Source organism: Alloalcanivorax mobilis (genome assembly GCF_002864685.1).
In the GTDB taxonomy this organism is placed as follows: Bacteria; Pseudomonadota; Gammaproteobacteria; order Pseudomonadales; family Alcanivoracaceae; genus Alloalcanivorax; species Alloalcanivorax mobilis.
This window is the reverse complement of record NZ_NMQZ01000004.1, coordinates 45616-64141: the sequence shown is the minus strand read 5'-3', so window position 1 is coordinate 64141 and position 18526 is coordinate 45616. Positions and strand designations below refer to the sequence as shown.

Sequence of the window (18526 nt, the reverse complement as noted above, 5' to 3'; positions counted from 1 at the left end):
GCGGCAGAGGCTTCGGTGTCCGGCGAGGCCGTGCCCGCGCTGGACGCTGGACGCTGGACGCTGGACGCTGGACGCTGGACGCTGGACGCTGGACGTCAACATCAAAATCTCGACCCGAATCGCGGTCAAGGACCGCTCCCAAACCAGAATCCAACTTCGGCGCAGGCCTATGCTACAGCGCCACCGTGGGAGCGGTCCCCGACCGCGAACCGAGCCGAAGGCGAGGACTGCCCGGCAAAGCCCCTTCGCGGTCAAGGACCGCTCCCACATAAACATCAAAAGACGTCGCTGGCTGGGCGGGATGCCGCCTAGCGGAATGCCGCCCAGCGGAACGCCGCCCGGCCTCTCCTACGCGACGTCTAATGAAGGGCACCCGAAGGGCGACACAACGGGGTGTCCTTCCTTCTCTTCATACAAAGAGGGGCTTCGCCTCGGCCTACGGCCCGCACTTCGTGCGTTCACCCGCTGCGCGGGATGTGCCTACTTTCTTGGACAAGCAAGACCAGCCGCTTGCCGCTGGAACGCCGAAGGCGGCCCGAAGGGTGAGTGGCAACGCCACGAATCAAGTAGGACACCCAACAGGGCGTCAACGGCGGTAAGAGAGATCTTCTCACCGTCACTGCTCTTGCAGGGCACCATAGAATCTCCCACTGAACACTGAAAACCGAAAACTGCCCCCAACCCTCACCCCCGCCCGATGAACGGCATGGCGGTGGCCATCAGGGTGATGAACTGCACGTTCGCCTCCAGGGGCAGCGCCGCCATGTGCACCACCGCGTCGGCCACGTGGCGCACGTCCATCATCGGTTCCACGGCGATCTCACCGTTGGCCTGGGGCACGCCCCGGCGCATCGGCTCGGTCATCTCGGTGGCGGCGTTGCCGATGTCGATCTGGCCGCAGGCAATGTTGTATTTGCGGCCATCCAGGGAGGTGGATTTGGTGAGGCCGGTGATGGCGTGCTTGGTGGCGGTGTAGGGCGCTGAATTGGGGCGCGGGGACTCGGCGGAGATGGAACCGTTATTGATGATGCGCCCGCCCTGGGGGGTCTGGTTTTTCATGATGCGGAATGCCCCCTGGGTGCACAGAAACGCGCCGGTCAGGTTGGTGTTCACCACCGCCTGCCAGTGCTTCACCTTGAGGTCTTCCAGCGGCAGCGGTGGCGCCCCGGTGCCGGCGTTGTTGAACAGCAGATCAAGACGGCCGAAGGCGGTCACGGTGCGGTCGAACAGTTGCTGCACCGACTCTTCGTCGCCCACGTCGGTGCCCACCGCGATGGCCTGCTCGGGCCCCAGCCCGGCCTCTTCCAACACCCGCTCCAGGCGCTCCAGATTACGGCCGGCCAAGGCGACCTGGTAACCCGCTTCCACCAGCGCCAGCGCGCAGGCCTTGCCAATGCCGGTGCCGGCACCGGTGACGATCGCCACTTTTTTATCCGAATTCATAACCACTCCTTGAGAGAGGTGCTGCACGCGGCACGCACGCTTACGGTGGCGGCTTTTTCGCGTGTTGCGTGTAGCGCAACGCGCGTGCGTCCCGCGTGCAAGCGCCTCTTTTTTTAAGCCAATAAATCCGCGAAAGAGTAATAGTCCAGCGGCTCGCCGGCTTGTACGGTGCGGCCAACCGGCACCACCGCCAGCCCTTCGGCCCAGACCGCCGAGCTGAGCATGCCGGAGCTCTGGTTGGGGTGTTTTTCCAGCACCGCCAGACCATCGCGCCATAGCCGCCGCACGCGCAGGTATTCCTGGCGCTTGCCGGCGCGGGGCACGTCGAAGCCGGCGGCCACCGGCGTGGCCATGGGCAGCGCCTCGGGCGCGCCCAGGCAGCGCCGCAAGAACGGCAACACCAGGGTCAGGTAGCACACCAGCACCGCCGAGGGGTTGCCCGGCAGGCCAAAAAACGGGATGCCGTCCAGGTCGCCGAACGTAAACGGCTTGCCGGGCTTGATCGCCAACCGCCAGAACGCCAGCCCGCCGCGGCTTTCCAGGGCGGCGCGCAAATGGTCTTCCTCGCCCACCGACACGCCGCCGCTGGCCAGCACCAGATCGGGCCGGTGATCAGGGTCGGCAAGCAGAGCGTCGAGCGCCCGGTCGGTGGCGGCGCGGTCGTCGGGCAACCACAGGGGCGTGACGTCGGGGAAACCGCTTTGCTGCAACAACGCGGCCATCAGCGGGCCGTTGCTGTTGTAGATTTTGCCCGGTCGTGGCGCCTCGGCCGGGTCCTGCAGTTCATCGCCGCTGCTGAGAATCGTTACCCGTAACCGCCGCACGGTCAGTTCCGGTACCCCCACGGAAGCGGCCAGCCCCAGGGCCATGGGCGTGAGCCGGGCGCCGGCGGCCAACACCGTGTCGCCGTGCCGGGCGTCCTGGCCGGCCGGGCGGATGTTCTGGCCGGCTTCCACGCCGTCGCGCGCCGGCAGAGTCACGGCGCCCTCGGTGAACCGGCAATCCTCCTGCATCAATACGGTGTCGGCGCCGGCCGGCACCGGCGCACCGGTGAAAATGCGCGCCACGCCGCCGCCGGCCAACTCGCCGGGGGCGGCGCCCGCTGGCACTCTCAGCGTTACCGGCAGAGTCAGCGGCGCTTCGCCCAGCTCGGCGAAACGCAGGGCCACGCCATCCACCGCCGCGTTGTCGTGCGGCGGCATATCCACCCGGGCGCTCACCGGCAGGGCCAGCCAGCCGCCGCCCGCTTCACTCAAGGGCAACGTTTGCTCGCGGCCCAACGGCCGCGCCGCCGCCAGCAGCCTTTCCAGCGCCCGCGGCACCGGCATCAACGCGGTGGGCGCGCTCACTGGCTGCTCTCTTGAAACCGTTGCGACACCAGACCCACGAAGTTGCACGGCCGGGTGCGGGCATCGAGCTGGTTGGCGATGATTTCATCCCAGCCGGTGGCGCAGGCGTTGTTGGACCCGGGCAGGCAGAAAATCACCGTGCCGTTGGCCACGCCGGCCACGCAGCGCGACTGGATCGTGGCCGGGCCGATCTGCGCCAGGCTGACCTGGCGGAACAGCTCACCGAAACCCTGGATCTGTTTATCGAACAACACGGTGAGCGCTTCCGGCGTGGAGTCGCGGCCGGAAAAACCGGTGCCACCGGTGGTCAGCACCACCTGGACGCCGTCGTCGGCGATCCAGGCGGACACCGCCCGGCGCAGTTGATAGATGTCGTCGCGGACAATCTCGCGGGCCGCCAGCCGGTGGCCGGCCTGTTGCAGGCGCGCCACCAGCAGGTCACCGGAGGTGTCGCTGGCGGCGTCGCGGCTGTCGCTGACCGTCAGCACGGCAATGGCGAGAGCCTGAAAATCACGTTCTTGATGGGCCATGGCGGTTTCCTCTTGCGGGGCTCCCGATGGTACCAGTGCCGCCGCTCCCGGCGAAGCGGGCCGCGCCGCACAGCCGGGTTTGACACCTGCCGACAGGCGCTTCTCGCTGGTGCCGCCGCGACGCTACATTGCCGCTATACAGTGAGTTGGCGGCGATTGCCCGGTGATGGCAATGCCCACCGGCGCCCCCGGGCGCCCTTATCCAGCTGGAGCGACAGCGCATGGTTTCCATGGACACTGCCCAGGCGCGGGCGGCGCGGCTGCCGCGCCTGCCGCAGCGGCGGCTCGACCACATTCCCGGCGATTACGGCTGGCCGCTGCTCGGCCAGACGCTGCCGTTCCTGCGCGATTACCACGGCCTGGTGCAACGCCAGGCGGCACGCCATGGCCTGGTGCACCGGGGCAGCATTCTTTTTCAGCGCGGCGTCACCCTGCTGGGGCCACAGGCCAACGAGTTCGTGCTGCGCGATCAGGAGCATGTGTTCTCCAGCCGGGCGGCGTGGAATCCGATTCTTGAGCGACTGTTCACCGATGGCCTGATGCTGCGCGATTTCGCCGACCACAAGTTTCATCGGCGCATCATGCAGCAGGCGTTCAAGAAGCCGGCGCTGGCCAGCTATCTGGCGCGCATGAACCCGCGCATCGCCGAGGGCATTGGCGAATGGCCCGAGGGCGAAACATTCAGCTTCTTTGATCGCGTCAAAGCCCTGCTGCTGGACGTGGGCGCGCAGACCTTCCTGGGGCTGGAGATGGGCCCGGAAGCGGATCGCGTGAACCGCTCCTTTATCGACGCCGCCGACGCCTCGCTGGCGCTGCTGCGTCTGCCGATCCCCGGCACGCTCTGGCACCGGGGCATGCGTGGGCGGCGCTATCTGGAGCAATTCATGGCCGGCCTGATCCCCGCCAAGCGCGCGGCCCGCGAAGCGGACTTCTTCAGCGAGTTGTGCCGGGCCGCCGATCAGGAAGGGGAAAACGCGTTCACCGAGCAGGACGTCGCCAACCACATGATCTTCCTGCTGTTCGCCGCCCACGACACCACCACCAGCACGCTCTGTTCGCTGATCTATCTGCTCGCGCAACATCCGCAATGGCAGGACGCCCTGGCCCGGGAGATCGCCACCATCGATGCGCCGGCGCTCGATTATGACAACATCCACCAACTGGAAAAAACCGGCTGGGTGTTCCGCGAGACCCTGCGCCTGCGGCCACCGCTGACCACCTTCCCCCGGCGCACCGCCGAAGAGGTGACCTTCCAGGGCCACCGCCTGCCCCGCAATACCCTGGTCAACTTGTCACCGTTGTTCACCCACTACATGCCTGAATACTGGAGTGAGCCCGAACGTTTCGACCCGGAGCGCTTCAGCGACCAGCGCGCCGAGCACAAGCGCCACCCGTTTCAGTGGATCCCGTTCGGCGGCGGCCACCATAAATGCGTGGGGCTGAACTTCGCCGAGCTGCAGACCAAGACCTTCCTGTTCCATTTCCTGCGCCGCTATCGGGTCAGCGTGGCGCCGGGCTACCAGATGCCGGTGCAACTGGTGCCCCTGGCGATGCCCAAGGACGGCCTGCCGGTGCGCATCGAGCCGCGCTGAGCGGCGCCCGTGTCGCCGGCTCCCGGCGGACGCGCTACACTGGCGGTTTGTGCCTGAACGCCGCGAACCGCCATGAAGTACGCCACCCTGCCCGATGACGTGTCGTGCATCTCCGGTCATTGGCCGCGAGCGCCGGCACAATCCTTTCGTCGCGGACCGCCGGGGCTGACACCATGACACCACTACTGCTGAAAACCCTGCTGACCCTGGCGGCGATGCTCGGCTTTTATCTGCTCTCTTCCCTGCTGCGCCGCATCACCCGCCGCATCGGTGCCCAGCGCCAGCTGTCCCGGGGCCGGGTGTTCAAGATGTCGGTGATCATCAATGTGCTGTGCATGCTGCTCAGCCTGGTGGCCCTGGGCGCGATCTGGGGGCTCAACGGAGACGGCGTGATGGTGTTCGCCACCTCGCTGGTGGCCCTGCTGGGCGTGGCGCTGTTCGCCAGTTGGTCGATGCTCAGCAACACCACCGCGGCGGTGATCCTGTTTTTCACCGCGCCCTACAAGGTAGGCGATCGCATTCGCTTTCTCGACGGCGACAACACCGTCACCGGCCAGGTGCGCCATATGGGGCTGATCTTCGTCACCCTGGAAGACAGCGACGGGCATCTGTACACGCTGCCCAACAATCTGCTGCTGCAAAAGACCGTGATCCGGCTGCGCGGCGACACCCTGCCAACCGACCGCAAACATTGCCAATAACAGCCACCCGGGCTGACCCGGCGCCAAAAACGGGTATCATGAACGGCGCCATCAAGGAGGAACGACCCTATGCGCCAAGCACCATTGATCGTGATCGCCGTGGCCCTCGGCCTGGCCGGCTGCGAAACCACGCCCCCGGCTCACCCGTTGCCGGACGTCTGCTTTGAAAAGCCGGAGACCGGCAACGGTCGCGCCGCCATCCAGCGCTTCTATTACGACAGCGATGAGCAAAGCTGCAAGGCGTTCCTGTGGGGCGGCAGCCAGGGCAAGGTGCCGTTCGAGACCCTGGATGCCTGCATCGCCACCTGCTACGCGCCCGCGCCACAGCCTCTGCCGCGCAGCATGACGCCGGCGGAAAATCCGCCGCAAAGCCCGGCGGCCAGCAATAACGGGCAGTGAACCAGACCAGCCCGGCGCTGGTGCGGGTCGGCTATATACTGCTGCTGACAGCGCCGATCACCGGCGGCGTCACCGGCCTGATCGGCGCCGCCGTGGCCCACGTTTATGCCGGCCAGGCGCTGCCGCCGCTGCGCGAACACCTGCGTTTCCAGTACCGCACGTTCTGGATCGGCCTGTTCTACAACCTGATCGCCGGCGTCACCACCCTGGCGCTGATCGGCTGGTTGCTGTTCGCGGTGATTTTTATCTGGTGGGTGGTGCGTTGCGTGCGCGGGCTGATCAGCCTGGCGCGCGACCGGGCGCCGGACAACCTCACCACCTGGGGCTTTTAAAAGGTTGTCATAAAACATTCACCGGGCGCCGCCACACTGGCGGGTCCGCGCAACCGGGAGACCATCATGGCTTCATTTCGTGCTTCATTATTGATTATCGCGTCGATGTTCCTGCTCGCCGCCTGTGCTCGCAATCCCGTGGTTCAGCTCTATGAGGGCAACGCCCGCGCCGATGCCCAGGTCACCACCTTGCGCGTGCCTTCGCAGTTGGAGATCTACACCATCAACGGCAAGGAGGTAACCGGCGCCAACACCTTCTTCAATAGCGGTTACAAGGATCTCAAACTGCTGCCCGGCCGCTACGAAGTGATCGCCTACTATAAGGAACTGTGGGACCTGAACGCGGACGACCACGAAGTGATGAAATCCGACCCGGCCAAATTCATCGTCGACGGCAAGGCCGGCGGCTTTTACCGCCTGGACTACAAACGCCCCGAGAACCCGGACCAGGCGAAAGCCCTGGAAGCCAACTTCAGTGGCTGGGTGGAGAACGTCAGCACCGGCGAAAAAGTGCCCTCCCAGCCCAGCGGCCTGGTGTTGAACCGTGGCATTCTGGCGCCGCTGACCGGCTCCGAGGTGAAGGCCGCCGGCGGTGACAACGTGGCACCGCAGAACGCCATCGCCCCCCAGGGCGCACCGCAACCGGCGCCCGCCAAGCCCGCCCACGCCGGCACCCCCGCCCCGGCCGGCAATACCGTGGCCCCCGCCGCCAGCTATCTGGACACGCTGAAAGCGCAATGGAACCAGGCCACGCCGGAAGAGCGCCGCGAGTTTCTGCAGTGGATTTCGAAATAGGGGAAGGGAGTCTGGGGTCTGACGCCGGACGTCGGACGTCGGACGTCGGACGTCGGACGTCGGACGTCGGACGTCGGACGTCGGACGCTAAAGATTAAGATCAAACCCGTCGCTGGCAAGGCCTGCTCCTACGCAAAACACAAAACCATCTACAACGCCGCGTGGGAGCGATCCTCGATCGCGAAATGTTTTGGCCGAATGGCACGGCGCCGTTGCCCCGAACCTGAGGGTTTAGCGTCCGGCGTCTACCCCTCCCCCTGCAGCGTCGCGATCACCGTGCGGGGTCCGGCGCGGTCGCGGTGTTCGCACAGATACAGGCCCTGCCAGGTCCCCAATGCCAGCGCGCCGTCGCGGATCGGCACCGTCAGTGACGGTCCGATCAGCACGCTTTTTATGTGCGCGGGCATGTCGTCCGGGCCTTCCAGGGTGTGCTCATAGTAGCGGGCGTTTTCCGGCACCGTGGCGTTGAAGTGGCGTTCCAGATCGTCGCGCACATCCGGGTCGGCGTTTTCGTTCACCGCCAGCGACGCCGAGGTGTGCTGAATAAACAGGTGCAGCAGGCCGATTCGGTATTCCGCCAGCTCCGGCAAGGCGTCAAGCACGTCACCGGTGACCAGATGAAAACCGCGCGGACGCGCCGCCAGGCGGATGCTGTGTTGTCGCCACATGATTGCCTCTCTCGATTATCTTAAGCGATCAGGCGCTTTCGATGCCGTTGACCACGTTGCTGGGGCGGCCCGCTTTCCAGGCGCGAATATTGCCCAGCACGCCATCCAGAAGCCGCTGCCGGGATTCCCGGCTGACCCAGGCGCTGTGCGGGGTGATGATCAGATTGGGCAGGTCCGCCGCCAGCAACGGATGATCCGCCGGCGGCGGCTCCTGGCTGAGCACGTCCAGAGCGGCGCCGCCCAAAACGCCATCACGCAGCGCCCGCGCCAGAGCCGGTTCGTCCACCAAAGGGCCACGGGCGGTGTTGATCAGAAAGGCGCCGGGCTTCATGGCCGCCAGAAACTGGTCGTTCACCAACCCCTGGGTCTGCTCGGTGAGCGGGCAATGCAGGCTGATCACGTCGGCCTCGGCAAGCAGTTCCGGCAGCGGTGTGCGGCCGGCGGGGTCGGCCCCCGGGCGCAGCGAGGCGGCCACTTTCACGGTCATGCCGAAGGCGGCGGCCAGTTCGCCAACCCGGCGCCCCAGGTCGCCGTGGCCGATCAGCCCCAGCACCTTGCCCTGTAGCTCCATCACCGGGTAATCCATGCGGCAGAACATCGGCGAGCGGCTCCAGGCGCCGGCGTGGGCGTCGCGGTCATACTGGTGCCAGCGGGTGGCCAGGCCAAGCATCAACGCCAAGGTGTGCTGGGCGACGCTGGCGGTGCCGTAACCACTGACGTTGCACACCACGATGCCGCGCTCGCGGGCGGCGTCCAGGTCCACGTTGTTGATGCCGGTGGCGCTGATGCAGATCAGCTTGAGATCGGGGCTGGCCTCGATCGCCGCCCGGTCGATCACCACCTTGTTGGTGACCGCCACGGTGATGCCCTGCAAACGGCTTTGCAGTTCCGTCGGGCTGGTTTGCGTGTAGCGGGTCCAATGGGGCAGCTCCGCCTCCAGGGCGGCGCTGTCCAGCTCCGGAAGGTTGAGGGTCTGGCTGTCGAGAATCACGCCTTTCATGGGAGACTGTCCCTGTAATCACACTGTGGGAGCCCTCCATGCTACCGGATTTGCTGCGCGAGTTGGGCGTCACCCTGCCGCTGGAGCCAGCACATAGGCCGGTGGTGGGCGTCAGCGCCTGCCTGCTGGGCCGGCGGGTGCGTTACGACGGTGACCATAAATACGATCCGCGCGTTGGCGAGACCCTGGCCGGGCTGGTCAGGCTGCGTGAGTTCTGCCCCGAGGCGGCCATCGGCCTGCCGGTGCCGCGCCCGCCGATCCGGGTGGTGGACCTGGATGGCAGCCAGCGGGTGCGCGGCGTCGCCGCCCCGGGGCACGATTTCACCGATGCTCTGAGCGGCTGCGCGGATCGCATCGAGGAGACACTGGACGGCTTTATTCTCAAAGCACGCTCACCCAGTTGCGGGTTGGGCGACACGCCCGTGCACGACGCCGCCGGAGTGCCGCACGGTGTCACCGACGGCGCCTTCGCCGCGCGCCTGCGCGAACGCTTTGCCGGCCTGCCGATGTGCAGCGAAACCGGGCTTGTTGACCCTCAGGCCCTGGCCGCCTTCGTGACGGCGGTGTTTCGCCACTGGCGCGCCCGAAACCAGTGAACCCGGTTACAGCACCATCACCACCGCCGCCGTGATCAGCGCGAACAGTACCGACAGCCCCGCCAGCGTCGCCCAGGGGAAGGGGTCCTTGCGCTCTTCGTGCAGTTGACGGTGCAGGTGCTCGCGCAACAAGCGGGTGTTGCGGGTGTTGGCTTTATAGATGGCGTCGAAGGCGTCGCCCACCACCGGCAGCAACCCGCCAATGAAATCCACCAGCATATTGCGCAGCATCTTGCGCTTCAGCGCGCCGGGAACGCCGGCGCGCTGCGCTTCCAGCAGAACATAGCTGGACAACACCAGCCCGGCGGCATCGCCAACCACCGGCACCAGGCCGATGATCGCCTCGGCACCGAGCCGGAAACGGGTGAAGGGAATGCCAATGCTGGAATCGGTGAAGCGGCTGAAGCGCTCCAGGCGCTGCAAGGCAGCTTCCTGTCGGGCCCGGTCCCGGGCGGTGTCGGCGTGCTCGGCCATGGTTCGTCCTTGTTCGGTTAGTCCAGGTAGGTGTTATTCCAGGCAAGTGTTATTCCAGGTAAGTGTAGCCGGCCAGGCCATCGCGAATCTCGCCGAGAAAGCGCTGCCGTTCGGCGTCGTCGAGTTGGGCCTGGTGGCAACGCTGCTCCAGGGTGCCGAGCAGACGCTCGGGGTCGTAGTTCACATAGCGCAATACCGAACTGACGGTGTCGCCCTGGATCGCGTGGCTGAGCTCGATCTGTCCGGTTTCGGTGAGGTTCACATCCACCGAATCGGTGTCGCCGAACAGATTGTGCATGTCGCCCAGGATTTCCTGGTAGGCGCCCACCATGAAGATGCCCAGGTGGCCGTTGATGCGCTCGGGCAACGGCAGGCTGGTTTCCACGCCTTCGCCGTCCACGTACTGATCGATGCGGCCATCGGAGTCGCAGGTAATGTCCTGCAGCACACCACGCCGGGTGGCCGGCTGATCAAGGCCGGAGAGCGGCAGCACCGGGAAAATCTGATCGATTCCCCAGACATCGGGCACCGACTGGAACACCGAGAAATTGACGAACAGCTTGTCGGCGAGCAGTTCGTTGAGGCGATCAAGCAGTTCACGCTGCTGACGGCGGCGCGGGTCGAGACGCTCGCGCAGCGCCAACAGACCGTTGATGTACAGTTGCTCGCCGCGGGCCCGGTCGGCGATGCTCAATTCGCCGCTCAAATAGCGCAGGTGCAAATCCTGCCAGGCGCCCACCAGTTCCGGGTGAATCTCCAGCAGGTTGGGCTGCTCGCCGACCAGCAGCCCGTTCAGGCGCCACAGCTCGCGTAATTCGTTGCCGTCCTGCTCGCCGGGGGCCTGCACGTCGGCCCGTTCGAGGCGCTCTTCGTCGGTGATGTTGAGCAGCAGCACGGCGTGGTGGGCGGTGAGCGCGCGCCCGGATTCGGAGATCAGGTCGGGCACCGGCTGGCCAAAACGGGCGCATTGCTCGGCCAGCGTTTGCACGATGTGCCAGGCGTAATCGGCGACGCCGTAGTTCATCGAGCAATAGGAGCGCGAGTGGGTGCCCTCGTAATCCACCCCCAGGCCGCCGCCCACGTCCACCGTGTCGACACCGGCGCCCAGGGTGCGCAATTCCGTGTAGTAACGCGCCGCTTCGCGCATGCCCGCTTTGATGTCCTGGATGTTGGCGATCTGCGAGCCGAGATGGAAATGCAGCATGCGCAGGCAATCCAGTTTGCCGGCGGCGCGGCAGTGCTCCACCGCCTGAATCAATTGCGGCGCGCTGAGCCCGAATTTGGATTTTTCGCCACCGGTGTTCTGCCAGTTGCCCTTGCCGATGCTCATCAGCCGCACTCGCAAACCAATGCGCGGCGACACCTGCAAGCGCTCCGCTTCGTTGAGCAGCATCGGCAATTCGGAGAGCTTCTCGACCACGATGTGCACGCGCACGCCGAGCTTCTGGCCCATCAGCGCCAGGCGCAGGTACTCCTGATCTTTATAGCCGTTGCACACCACGATGTCGCCGGGATTGGACAGCGCCAGCACCGCCAGCAACTCCGGTTTGGAACCCGCTTCCAGGCCGACCGGCTCGCCTTCGTCGCGGGCACGCAGAATTTCGTGCACCACGCGGCGCTGCTGATTGACCTTGATCGGGTAAACCGGCGTATAGCCGGCGTCGTAATGCTGCTGCTCAATGGCGTCGCGGAAGGCGCCGGCGAGGCGCCGCACGCGGTCGCGCAGGATGCCAGAGAAACGCGCCAGCACCGGCGTGCGCAGGCCCGCGGCCCGGCATGCGCTGAGCACGTCTTCCAGGGTCGCTTCGCGGCCATCGGCGCCTTGCGGGCGCACCCGCAGGTGGCCATCGGCGCCGATGCGGAAATAGCCCTCGCCCCAACGTTCCACGTTATAGATGGCGTCAAACGGGCTGTGCGGCTGCGAACTCATGGCGATTCCTTGGGGCTGCGATATTGCGGGCATTATGCCTGCCGGCGGCGGCGGATAGCACGTCGCAATCGCGCCCCGCCAGCACCGCCAGGCATGACGCTCTGGTTCCGGTGGAAAACCGTGGCCGGGCCGCGCGCTTGCCCTACAATAGAGCCCCCGTTTTGTGTTTCCCCGGAAGATTGCTATGAGCACCCATGACGACAACTGGTTCATCGAACATTTCGACTCCGCCGGCACCGCGTTCGGCTTGCGCCTGAACAGCAAGCTCGAGGAGGTGCGCACCGACTACCAGCACATCGAAATGTGGGACACCGAAACGTTCGGCTACCTGATGACCATCGACGGCGCCACCATGCTCACCAGCCGCGACAACTTCCTGTACCACGAGATGATGGCGCACCCGGCGTTGTTCAGTCACCAGGGCGCGCGCAACGTGCTGATCATCGGCGGCGGCGATTGCGGCACTCTGCGCGAAGTGCTGCGCCACGAGGGCGTTGCCCGCGCCACCCAGATCGACATTGACGAGCAGGTGACCCGCTTCTCGGAGAAATACTTTCCCGAACTGTGCGAGCGCAACGATGACCCGCGCGCGGAGCTGCGCTTCGAAGACGGCGTGAAGTTCATGCAAGAGTGCGAGGCGGCCAGCTTCGACGTCATCATCGTCGACTCCACCGACCCGGTGGGCCCCGCCGAGGGGTTGTTCAAGGCCGAGTTCTTCCGCCATTGCCATCGCGCCCTGGCCGACGGCGGCGTGCTGGTGCAGCAGTCCGAATCGCCGCTGCTGCACAGCAGCACGATTATCCGTGACCTGCACAGCAACATGCGCGAAGCGGGCTTCGAATCCACCCGCACCCTGCCGTTTCCGCAGCCGGTCTATCCGAGCGGCTGGTGGAGTTGCACCCTGGCCGGCAAAGGCTGTGACGTGGGCGAATTCCGCGAAGCGGACGCCCGCGGCAAGGGCTTCGAAACCCACTATTACACCTCGGACATCCACAAAGGCGCGCTCTCTCTGCCGCCCTTCATGGCCCGCGCCCTGCAAGCCTGAGCCCGGCAATCCCTCCCGGTCGCGCCGTGCGGCACCGGTTGCAGACCGGGAGGGTGGCGTCCGCCGGCCGCGCATCGCTTGCCGGTGGGCAAATAGATGACATATCATCTATTTCCATATCATCTAAATAAGCGATTGCCATGCCCTCCCCGGATTCCTCGCCACGCAACGCCCTGGCCCCCTTGGTCGGGCAGGTGTCACGCCTGTGGCGCCGCGCCGTTGACCGCCGCCTGCAACCCTTTGGCCTCTCCCAAGCCACCTGGCGACCACTGCTGCATTTGTCGCGGGTGCCGGCACCGGTCTACCAGAAGGATCTCGCCAACGCCCTGATGGTGGAAAGCTCGTCGGTGGTGCGGGTGCTCGATGCCCTGCAACGCCAGGGCTTCATCGAACGCCGCGAAGGCCAGGACCGGCGTGCCAAGGAGATCCTGCTGACCGATCCGGGCCGCGCGATCGTCGATCAGTTGGAGCGAATCTCCGCCGAGGTCCGCGACCGCACCCTGGCGGATGTGTCCGACCAGGACCTCGCCACCACCTTGCGGGTGATGGCGCGCCTGCGCGACGCCCTGGAATCGGAACGCGACCTGGAGTCGCAATGACACCGCCCTCCTCCACGCCACGGGCGCCTGCCCTGTGGGGGCTGGCGTTACTGACCTTCAGCGGCACCCTGGCGATGCACATTTTCGTGCCCGCCCTGCCGGTGGCCGGCGCCGACCTGCACGCCTCCAGCGCCGCCATGCAGATGACCGTGAGCCTGTATATTTTCGGCCTGGCCCTCGGCCAGTTGGTGTACGGCCCACTCTCCGACCGCTTTGGCCGGCGGCCGGTGCTGCTCGGCGCGCTCACGCTGTACACCCTGGCCGGGCTCGCCGCCGCCCTGGCGCCGGGCGTCAACGCCTTGATCGCGGCGCGCTTGTTCCAGGCACTGGGCGGTTGCGCTGGTCTGGTGCTGGCACGGGCGATCGTGCGCGACACCGCCGCCCCCCGGCTGGCAGCGCAACGGCTGGCGCTGATGAATCTGATGATGACCGTGGGGCCGGGGGTGGCGCCACTGCTGGGCAGCGCCATGGCCACGCAACTGGGCTGGCGGTCGATCTTCTACCTGCTGGTGGCCCTGGGCGTGGCCAATTTTCTGTTCACTTGGCGATTGCTGCCGGAAACCCATCAACCGGCGACCCGCCAGCCCGGCACCAGCCTGGCGCGGGATTATTGGCGCCTGTTGCGCTCGCCGGTGTTCCTGGGCTACGCCATCGGCGGCGGCTGCGCCACCACCTCGATTTACGCCTTTATCAGCGCCGCGCCGTTCCTGTTCATCGAACAACTGCACCGCCCGGCGGAACACGTCGGCTTGTATCTGGCGATCCTGGTGACCGGCATGTCGCTGGGCAACATTCTTTCCAGCCGCCTGATGGGCCGCTTCGAGATCCGCACGGTGATGGTGCGCGCCAACCTGCTCAGCGCGGTGGCGGCCCTGGTGTTTCTGGGCGTGGCGCTGAGTGGCCATCTGTCGCTGGAACTGGTGCTGGGCACGGTGTTTCTGTTCACCCTCGGCGCCGGCATCGCCAGCCCGGCGACCCTCACCGAGGCGATCAGCGTGGTGCCCCACCTGACCGGCTCCGCCTCGGGTCTGTACGGCTTCACGCAAATGATGATCGGCGCCGGCAGTGCCGCGCTCGCGGTGGTCGGCCCCAACCCGGCGCTGGCCGCCGCCTCGGTGCTGGCCGGCGCCGGCGTGATCGCGCAGTTGTCGTTCTGGGTGGCGCTGCGCGCCCGGGTCGCGGGCTAAAGCCGCGATCTACGCCATCTTTTCCATCCAGGGGCGCAGATCCAGCTCGTGGGTCCAGGCGTCGCGGGGTTGTTGGTGCAGCATCCAATAGGCGTCGGCGATGTGCTCCGGATTGAGAATGCCGTCCTGTTCCTTGAGCTTGTAGCGCTCGGGAAAGTTATCCCGAATCCAGGCGGTGTCGATGGCGCCATCGATGATCGAATGGGCCACATGAACGCCCTCCGGCCCCAGCTCGCGGGCCATGCTCTGGGCCAGCGCCCGCAATGCGAACTTGGCGCCGGCGAACGCGGAGAAGCCGACGCCACCGCGCAGCGACGCGGTGGCGCCGGTGAAGATAATGGTGCCGCGCCCGCGTGGCACCATCACCCGGGCCGCCTCCCGACCGGCCAGGAAACCGGCGAACGCGGCCATCTCCCAAACCTTGCGGTAGACCCGCGCGGTGGTCTCTCGGATCGGGAAATTGACGTTGGCGCCGATGTTGAACACCACCGCCTCCAGCGGCCCGACCTGCTGTTCGATGGTGTCCACCAGATCAATGGTCTGCTGTTCGTCACGGGCGTCGCAGCCAAAAGCACGCGCCTGGCCTCCCGCTGCTTCGATCTCCTCGACCAGCGGCGCCAGGGCGTCCTGGTGCCGACGGGTCACGCAGGCGGTGAACCCTTCCCGGGCGAACCGGCGGGCAATCGCCCCGCCCGTGGCATCGCCCGCCCCCACCACCAATACGGCTGGAGCAGTCATGGCATTTCCTCGTCATCCGGGTTTTTCAGAGTGTTCAGTGTTCAGTGTTCAGTGTTCAGTTAGAAAACCGGCTTGGTGCTCCGGAATCAAGGTGCCTACGCCAGCAAACACTCAATGTCGGTTTTGCTGAAAACTGAAAACTGAACACTGAAAACTTACTCTCCATAGTCAGTTCCGTTTTAGAACTTGTCAAGCGACAATAACCTCTCACCGGGTCAGCGTCGGTGAGAGGCAGGTATAAATCGGATAATTCAGAAAATGCGAAAACGGCGTTGCAGCATGGAAAACCGGTCAGCTCGCGACCGCCATGGTAATGGCAAACGCCACGCCCCCAAGAATCATGATAATAGCGGCACGCCTCGCCACCGTTGGCCAGTCGATCCAATACATCATTGTTGCCCCCAACAATTATTTTCGTTTTCACAACAAAATGTGACCCAAGTCACAAATAGCAATATCGTCGGGGCTATGCAAAAACACAATCCGAAGAAGGCGTGACCGCGCCAGGCAGCCGAACGGCGTAGGGCGTCGCCGTGTCAGGCTTGCGCTGGCGCGCCGCCAGCTTGCTGGTCCGCCATCAGGGCCAGAACCCGCTGCCGCAGCCAGGTGTGGCCCGGGTCGGCGCTCTGGTCGCGGTGCCAGTACAAGTGCAATTCCAGGCCCGCCAGATCCACCGGCAGCAACTCCTGGCGGCTGCCCGGCGGTGCCAGCTGCCGGGCCAGCAACCCGGGCATGGTGAGCAGCAAATCCGAGCCCATCACGGTGGCCAGGGCCGCCATATGATGCTGGCAACGCAGCCGGATATGGCGGCGATAGCCAAGCCGGGAAAGACCAAAGTCCTCCATCCCCGGGCCTTCCCGCCGGGAGGACACCAGCACATGCTGGGCGGCCAGATAGGCGGGCAGATCAAGCCGCCCGGCCAGCGGGTGTCCCTCACGCATCAACACCACCAACGGCCCGCTCAGCACCGGCCGGTGCTCGATCGATTCCGGCAATGGCAACAGCACGTCCGCCGCCAGATCAAGCCGGCCGCTGGCCAGCTCGGTGGCCAGTTGCCGGCGCGCCACGGTCATCGACTGCAAACGCACACCCGGCGCCTGATCGATAACCTGCCCCATCAGCACCGGCAACAGGCATCCCTCCAGACCGTCCCGCAGACCCAGCACAAAGGTGCGCTCCGCTTCGCTGACGTCGAAACCGCCTTCATCGCTCAGGCAACGCTGAAAGCCGCCCAGCGCCTGGCGCACCGGCGTGACCATGGCGCGAGCCCGGGGGGTGGGCACCATGCGCGCACCCTGGCGCACGAACAACGGGTCTTCCAGGCGTTCGCGCAGGCGCCCCAGGGCATGGCTGACCGCCGGCTGAGTCAGGCTCAACACGCGCGCGGCGCGGGTCAGCGAGCCTTCGGTATAGATCGCGTCGAAGACCACGAACAGGTTCAGATCGAATCGGGAAACATGCATGTTATTTATTACCGGTTATTTTCAAGATTCATTCGATTTATTGAAAACCGCCCCCTAGCATGAGGTCAAGAATTCCCACGCCTACGCCGCGCCCGCTACCGCGCCATATCGCCAGGAGCCGTCATGCCCGTTATTTATCTGGTCCGCCATGGCCAAGCCAGCTTCGGTGCCGAGAACTACGATGCGCTGTCGGAAACGGGCTGGGAGCAAAGTCGGGTGCTGGGACGGCATTTGCTCGGTCAGGATTTGGGCGTGCCCCGGGTGGTGTGCGGCGCCATGCGCCGCCACCGGGAGACCGCCGAAGCGGCGCTCAAGGAACTGGGGCTGCCTGACGAATGGAGCACCGACTCGGGGTTCGATGAATACGACCACAAGAGTCTGCTGCGGGTGCATTGGCCGGAATCCGGCGACCGTGCCGCCCTGGCCAGTTGGATGGAGCAGCAGGAGCACCCCCGCCGTGCCTTTCAGGCCCGCTTCGAGGAAGCCCTGCGCCGCTGGCAGCGCAACGAAGACCCTTACAACGAAACCTGGCCAGCGTTCCGCGAGCGCGTGCTGGCCGCGCTGTACAGCCTGGCCAATGGGCTCGGCCGGGGCGACAGCGCCCTGGTTTTCAGCTCCGGCGGCGCCATCAGCGTGGCCATCCAGCACCTGCTGGAACTGGATGAGGAAGCGCTGATTACCTTCAACCGGGGGCTGGTCAACACCAGCGTCACGCGGTTGCTGGTCAACGCCGGCAACCTGCGCCTGGCAACGCTGAATGAGCATCTGCATCTGAGCGGTGAGCTGCTGACCTACCGCTAGGGCCGAACAGGCCATTCCCGGCCCGGCGTCTGGCCGGCGGCCCGGATTCCGGTCACCATGCGCCGACTCCTCTACCCGCCGCGCAAGGACCCACCGATGACGACCCGATCCACGATCCTGATTACCGGCGCCAGCTCCGGCCTGGGCGAAGGCATGGCGCGCCTGTTCGCGGCCCAGGGCCGCAACCTGGCGTTGTGCGCCCGGCGGCTGGAAAACCTGGAAGCGCTGCGCACCGAACTGCTCGCCGCGCACCCGCGCATCCAGGTGGAGGTGCGCGCTCTGGATGTGAACGATTACGACCGGGTGTTCCAGGTGTTCGAGGAACTGGACCAGGCGCTCGGCGGCCTGGATCGCATTATCGTCAACGCCGGCATTGGCAAAGGGCAACCGCTGGGCACCGGCGCGTTCCACGCCAACCGCCAGACCGCCGAAACCAACTTCGTGGCCGCCCTGGCGCAATGCGAAGCGGCGATGCAGATCTTTCGTCGCCACGGCCGTGGCCATCTGGTGGTGATCTCATCCATGAGCGCCCTGCGCGGCATGCGCAAAAACATCACCACTTACGCCGCCAGCAAAGCCGGCGTGGCCGCCCTCGCCGAAGGGCTGCGCTCGGAAATGCTCGGCACACCGATCAAGATCAGCACCCTCTATCCCGGATACATCCGCTCGGCGATCAACGAAAAAGTCAAAAACGCGCCGTTCATCGTCGACACCGAAACCGGCTGCAAAGCGCTGGTCAAAGCGATCAACAAAGAACCCGCCAAAGCCTGCGTCCCCGCCTGGCCCTGGGCGCCCCTGGGCTTCGCCATGCGGGTATTGCCGTTGGCGATTGTTCGGAAAATGACGTGAAAAGTTAAAAGTTAAAAGTTAAAAGGCGAGGCGGG

At 65.7% G+C, this 18526-nt stretch carries 20 protein-coding genes; 11 read left to right on the top strand and 9 right to left on the bottom strand.

Features of this window, described 5'->3' with window-relative positions:
* Positions 1–684: 684 nt before the first annotated feature.
* From CGS25_RS04070 to moaB, 3 genes are all read right to left on the bottom strand, one after another.
* Positions 685–1443: an SDR family oxidoreductase gene (locus tag CGS25_RS04070; protein WP_101674665.1), complete on the bottom strand. Its 759-nt coding sequence runs from the start codon at positions 1441–1443 to the stop codon at positions 685–687.
* A gap of 113 nt (positions 1444–1556) precedes the next feature.
* Positions 1557–2792 carry a molybdopterin molybdotransferase MoeA gene (locus CGS25_RS04065; protein ID WP_232802249.1) on the bottom strand — a complete coding sequence of 412 codons (1236 nt, stop codon included), beginning with the start codon at positions 2790–2792 and terminating at the stop codon, positions 1557–1559.
* Positions 2789–3322, bottom strand: coding sequence for a molybdenum cofactor biosynthesis protein B (moaB, locus tag CGS25_RS04060; RefSeq protein WP_089033641.1), 534 nt, complete (start codon positions 3320–3322; stop codon positions 2789–2791). Before moaB ends, CGS25_RS04065 begins: the two co-directional genes overlap by 4 nt.
* Before the next feature lie 221 nt (positions 3323–3543).
* Between moaB and CGS25_RS04055 the strand changes: the two genes are divergently transcribed.
* The 5 genes from CGS25_RS04055 to CGS25_RS04035 all read left to right on the top strand — a co-directional run bounded on the left by CGS25_RS04055 (position 3544) and on the right by CGS25_RS04035 (position 7141).
* Positions 3544–4914, top strand: coding sequence for a cytochrome P450 (locus CGS25_RS04055; RefSeq protein ID WP_089033642.1), 1371 nt, complete (start codon positions 3544–3546; stop codon positions 4912–4914).
* A 173-nt stretch (positions 4915–5087) separates the two neighbouring features.
* Positions 5088–5615, top strand: coding sequence for a mechanosensitive ion channel domain-containing protein (locus tag CGS25_RS04050; RefSeq protein WP_101674664.1), 528 nt, complete (start codon positions 5088–5090; stop codon positions 5613–5615).
* A gap of 69 nt (positions 5616–5684) precedes the next feature.
* A complete protein-coding gene (locus CGS25_RS04045; RefSeq protein WP_089033644.1) occupies positions 5685–6014 on the top strand; it encodes a BPTI/Kunitz domain-containing protein in 330 nt (109 codons plus the stop codon).
* Positions 6011–6346: a DUF4870 family protein gene (locus tag CGS25_RS04040; RefSeq protein ID WP_101674663.1), complete on the top strand. Its 336-nt coding sequence runs from the start codon at positions 6011–6013 to the stop codon at positions 6344–6346. Before CGS25_RS04045 ends, CGS25_RS04040 begins: the two co-directional genes overlap by 4 nt.
* Before the next feature lie 66 nt (positions 6347–6412).
* Positions 6413–7141, top strand: a complete 729-nt coding sequence (locus tag CGS25_RS04035) for a DUF2057 domain-containing protein (protein ID WP_089033646.1) — start codon at positions 6413–6415, stop codon at positions 7139–7141.
* Positions 7142–7386: 245 nt separating this feature from the next.
* On the opposite strand, the gene CGS25_RS04030 is transcribed toward CGS25_RS04035, so the two are convergent.
* Positions 7387–7809 carry a secondary thiamine-phosphate synthase enzyme YjbQ gene (locus CGS25_RS04030; protein WP_198588685.1) on the bottom strand — a complete coding sequence of 141 codons (423 nt, stop codon included), beginning with the start codon at positions 7807–7809 and terminating at the stop codon, positions 7387–7389.
* 28 nt (positions 7810–7837) lie between these two features.
* Complete coding sequence (locus CGS25_RS04025; protein WP_101674661.1) at positions 7838–8809, bottom strand: D-2-hydroxyacid dehydrogenase; 972 nt, start codon at positions 8807–8809, stop codon at positions 7838–7840.
* 38 nt (positions 8810–8847) lie between these two features.
* On the opposite strand from CGS25_RS04025, the gene CGS25_RS04020 reads away from it, so the two are divergent.
* On the top strand, positions 8848–9405 hold the full coding sequence (locus tag CGS25_RS04020; RefSeq protein WP_101674660.1) for a DUF523 domain-containing protein: 558 nt from the start codon (positions 8848–8850) through the stop codon (positions 9403–9405).
* Positions 9406–9411: 6 nt separating this feature from the next.
* Here the strand turns inward: CGS25_RS04020 and CGS25_RS04015 are convergent, their stop codons facing one another.
* Complete coding sequence (locus CGS25_RS04015; protein ID WP_089033650.1) at positions 9412–9879, bottom strand: DUF4112 domain-containing protein; 468 nt, start codon at positions 9877–9879, stop codon at positions 9412–9414.
* Between the two features lie 49 nt (positions 9880–9928).
* Positions 9929–11809: a biosynthetic arginine decarboxylase gene (gene speA / locus CGS25_RS04010; RefSeq protein ID WP_101674659.1), complete on the bottom strand. Its 1881-nt coding sequence runs from the start codon at positions 11807–11809 to the stop codon at positions 9929–9931.
* A 184-nt stretch (positions 11810–11993) separates the two neighbouring features.
* On the opposite strand from speA, the gene speE reads away from it, so the two are divergent.
* The 3 genes from speE (at position 11994) to CGS25_RS03995 (ending at position 14640) form a co-directional block, all read left to right on the top strand.
* Positions 11994–12854, top strand: a complete 861-nt coding sequence (speE, locus tag CGS25_RS04005) for a polyamine aminopropyltransferase (RefSeq protein WP_089033652.1) — start codon at positions 11994–11996, stop codon at positions 12852–12854.
* Positions 12855–12994: 140 nt separating this feature from the next.
* On the top strand, positions 12995–13453 hold the full coding sequence (locus tag CGS25_RS04000) for a MarR family winged helix-turn-helix transcriptional regulator (RefSeq protein WP_101674658.1): 459 nt from the start codon (positions 12995–12997) through the stop codon (positions 13451–13453).
* Positions 13450–14640: a multidrug effflux MFS transporter gene (locus CGS25_RS03995; RefSeq protein ID WP_089033654.1), complete on the top strand. Its 1191-nt coding sequence runs from the start codon at positions 13450–13452 to the stop codon at positions 14638–14640. The genes CGS25_RS04000 and CGS25_RS03995 overlap by 4 nt, the downstream gene beginning before the upstream one ends.
* Positions 14641–14649: 9 nt before the next feature.
* Here the strand turns inward: CGS25_RS03995 and CGS25_RS03990 are convergent, their stop codons facing one another.
* Together CGS25_RS03990 and CGS25_RS03985 are read right to left on the bottom strand one after the other, a co-directional pair.
* Complete coding sequence (locus CGS25_RS03990) at positions 14650–15378, bottom strand: SDR family oxidoreductase (protein ID WP_089033655.1); 729 nt, start codon at positions 15376–15378, stop codon at positions 14650–14652.
* Between the two features lie 536 nt (positions 15379–15914).
* Positions 15915–16841, bottom strand: a complete 927-nt coding sequence (locus tag CGS25_RS03985) for a LysR family transcriptional regulator (RefSeq protein ID WP_101674657.1) — start codon at positions 16839–16841, stop codon at positions 15915–15917.
* A gap of 123 nt (positions 16842–16964) precedes the next feature.
* Here CGS25_RS03985 and CGS25_RS03980 point away from each other — a divergent pair, with 123 nt between their 5' ends.
* Positions 16965–17642, top strand: coding sequence for a histidine phosphatase family protein (locus CGS25_RS03980; protein WP_089033657.1), 678 nt, complete (start codon positions 16965–16967; stop codon positions 17640–17642).
* 96 nt (positions 17643–17738) lie between these two features.
* Positions 17739–18491 (top strand): SDR family oxidoreductase, encoded by a 753-nt coding sequence (locus CGS25_RS03975; RefSeq protein WP_089033658.1) that lies wholly within the window; start codon positions 17739–17741, stop codon positions 18489–18491.
* The last annotated feature ends 35 nt before the right edge of the window (positions 18492–18526 follow it).

Bases quoted from the DNA above. Each gene is read 5' to 3' on its own strand.
- CGS25_RS04070 (WP_101674665.1), bottom strand. From the start codon at position 1,443: ATGAATTCGGATAAAAAAGTGGCGATCGTCACCGGTGCCGGCACCGGC.
- moaB (WP_089033641.1), bottom strand. From the start codon at position 3,322: ATGGCCCATCAAGAACGTGATTTTCAGGCTCTCGCCATTGCCGTGCTG.
- CGS25_RS04055 (WP_089033642.1), top strand. From the start codon at position 3,544: ATGGTTTCCATGGACACTGCCCAGGCGCGGGCGGCGCGGCTGCCGCGC.
- CGS25_RS04050 (WP_101674664.1), top strand. From the start codon at position 5,088: ATGACACCACTACTGCTGAAAACCCTGCTGACCCTGGCGGCGATGCTC.
- CGS25_RS04045 (WP_089033644.1), top strand. From the start codon at position 5,685: ATGCGCCAAGCACCATTGATCGTGATCGCCGTGGCCCTCGGCCTGGCC.
- CGS25_RS04035 (WP_089033646.1), top strand. From the start codon at position 6,413: ATGGCTTCATTTCGTGCTTCATTATTGATTATCGCGTCGATGTTCCTG.
- CGS25_RS04030 (WP_198588685.1), bottom strand. From the start codon at position 7,809: ATGTGGCGACAACACAGCATCCGCCTGGCGGCGCGTCCGCGCGGTTTT.
- CGS25_RS04025 (WP_101674661.1), bottom strand. From the start codon at position 8,809: ATGAAAGGCGTGATTCTCGACAGCCAGACCCTCAACCTTCCGGAGCTG.
- CGS25_RS04020 (WP_101674660.1), top strand. From the start codon at position 8,848: ATGCTACCGGATTTGCTGCGCGAGTTGGGCGTCACCCTGCCGCTGGAG.
- CGS25_RS04015 (WP_089033650.1), bottom strand. From the start codon at position 9,879: ATGGCCGAGCACGCCGACACCGCCCGGGACCGGGCCCGACAGGAAGCT.
- speA (WP_101674659.1), bottom strand. From the start codon at position 11,809: ATGAGTTCGCAGCCGCACAGCCCGTTTGACGCCATCTATAACGTGGAA.
- speE (WP_089033652.1), top strand. From the start codon at position 11,994: ATGAGCACCCATGACGACAACTGGTTCATCGAACATTTCGACTCCGCC.
- CGS25_RS04000 (WP_101674658.1), top strand. From the start codon at position 12,995: ATGCCCTCCCCGGATTCCTCGCCACGCAACGCCCTGGCCCCCTTGGTC.
- CGS25_RS03995 (WP_089033654.1), top strand. From the start codon at position 13,450: ATGACACCGCCCTCCTCCACGCCACGGGCGCCTGCCCTGTGGGGGCTG.
- CGS25_RS03990 (WP_089033655.1), bottom strand. From the start codon at position 15,378: ATGACTGCTCCAGCCGTATTGGTGGTGGGGGCGGGCGATGCCACGGGC.
- CGS25_RS03985 (WP_101674657.1), bottom strand. From the start codon at position 16,841: ATGCATGTTTCCCGATTCGATCTGAACCTGTTCGTGGTCTTCGACGCG.
- CGS25_RS03980 (WP_089033657.1), top strand. From the start codon at position 16,965: ATGCCCGTTATTTATCTGGTCCGCCATGGCCAAGCCAGCTTCGGTGCC.
- CGS25_RS03975 (WP_089033658.1), top strand. From the start codon at position 17,739: ATGACGACCCGATCCACGATCCTGATTACCGGCGCCAGCTCCGGCCTG.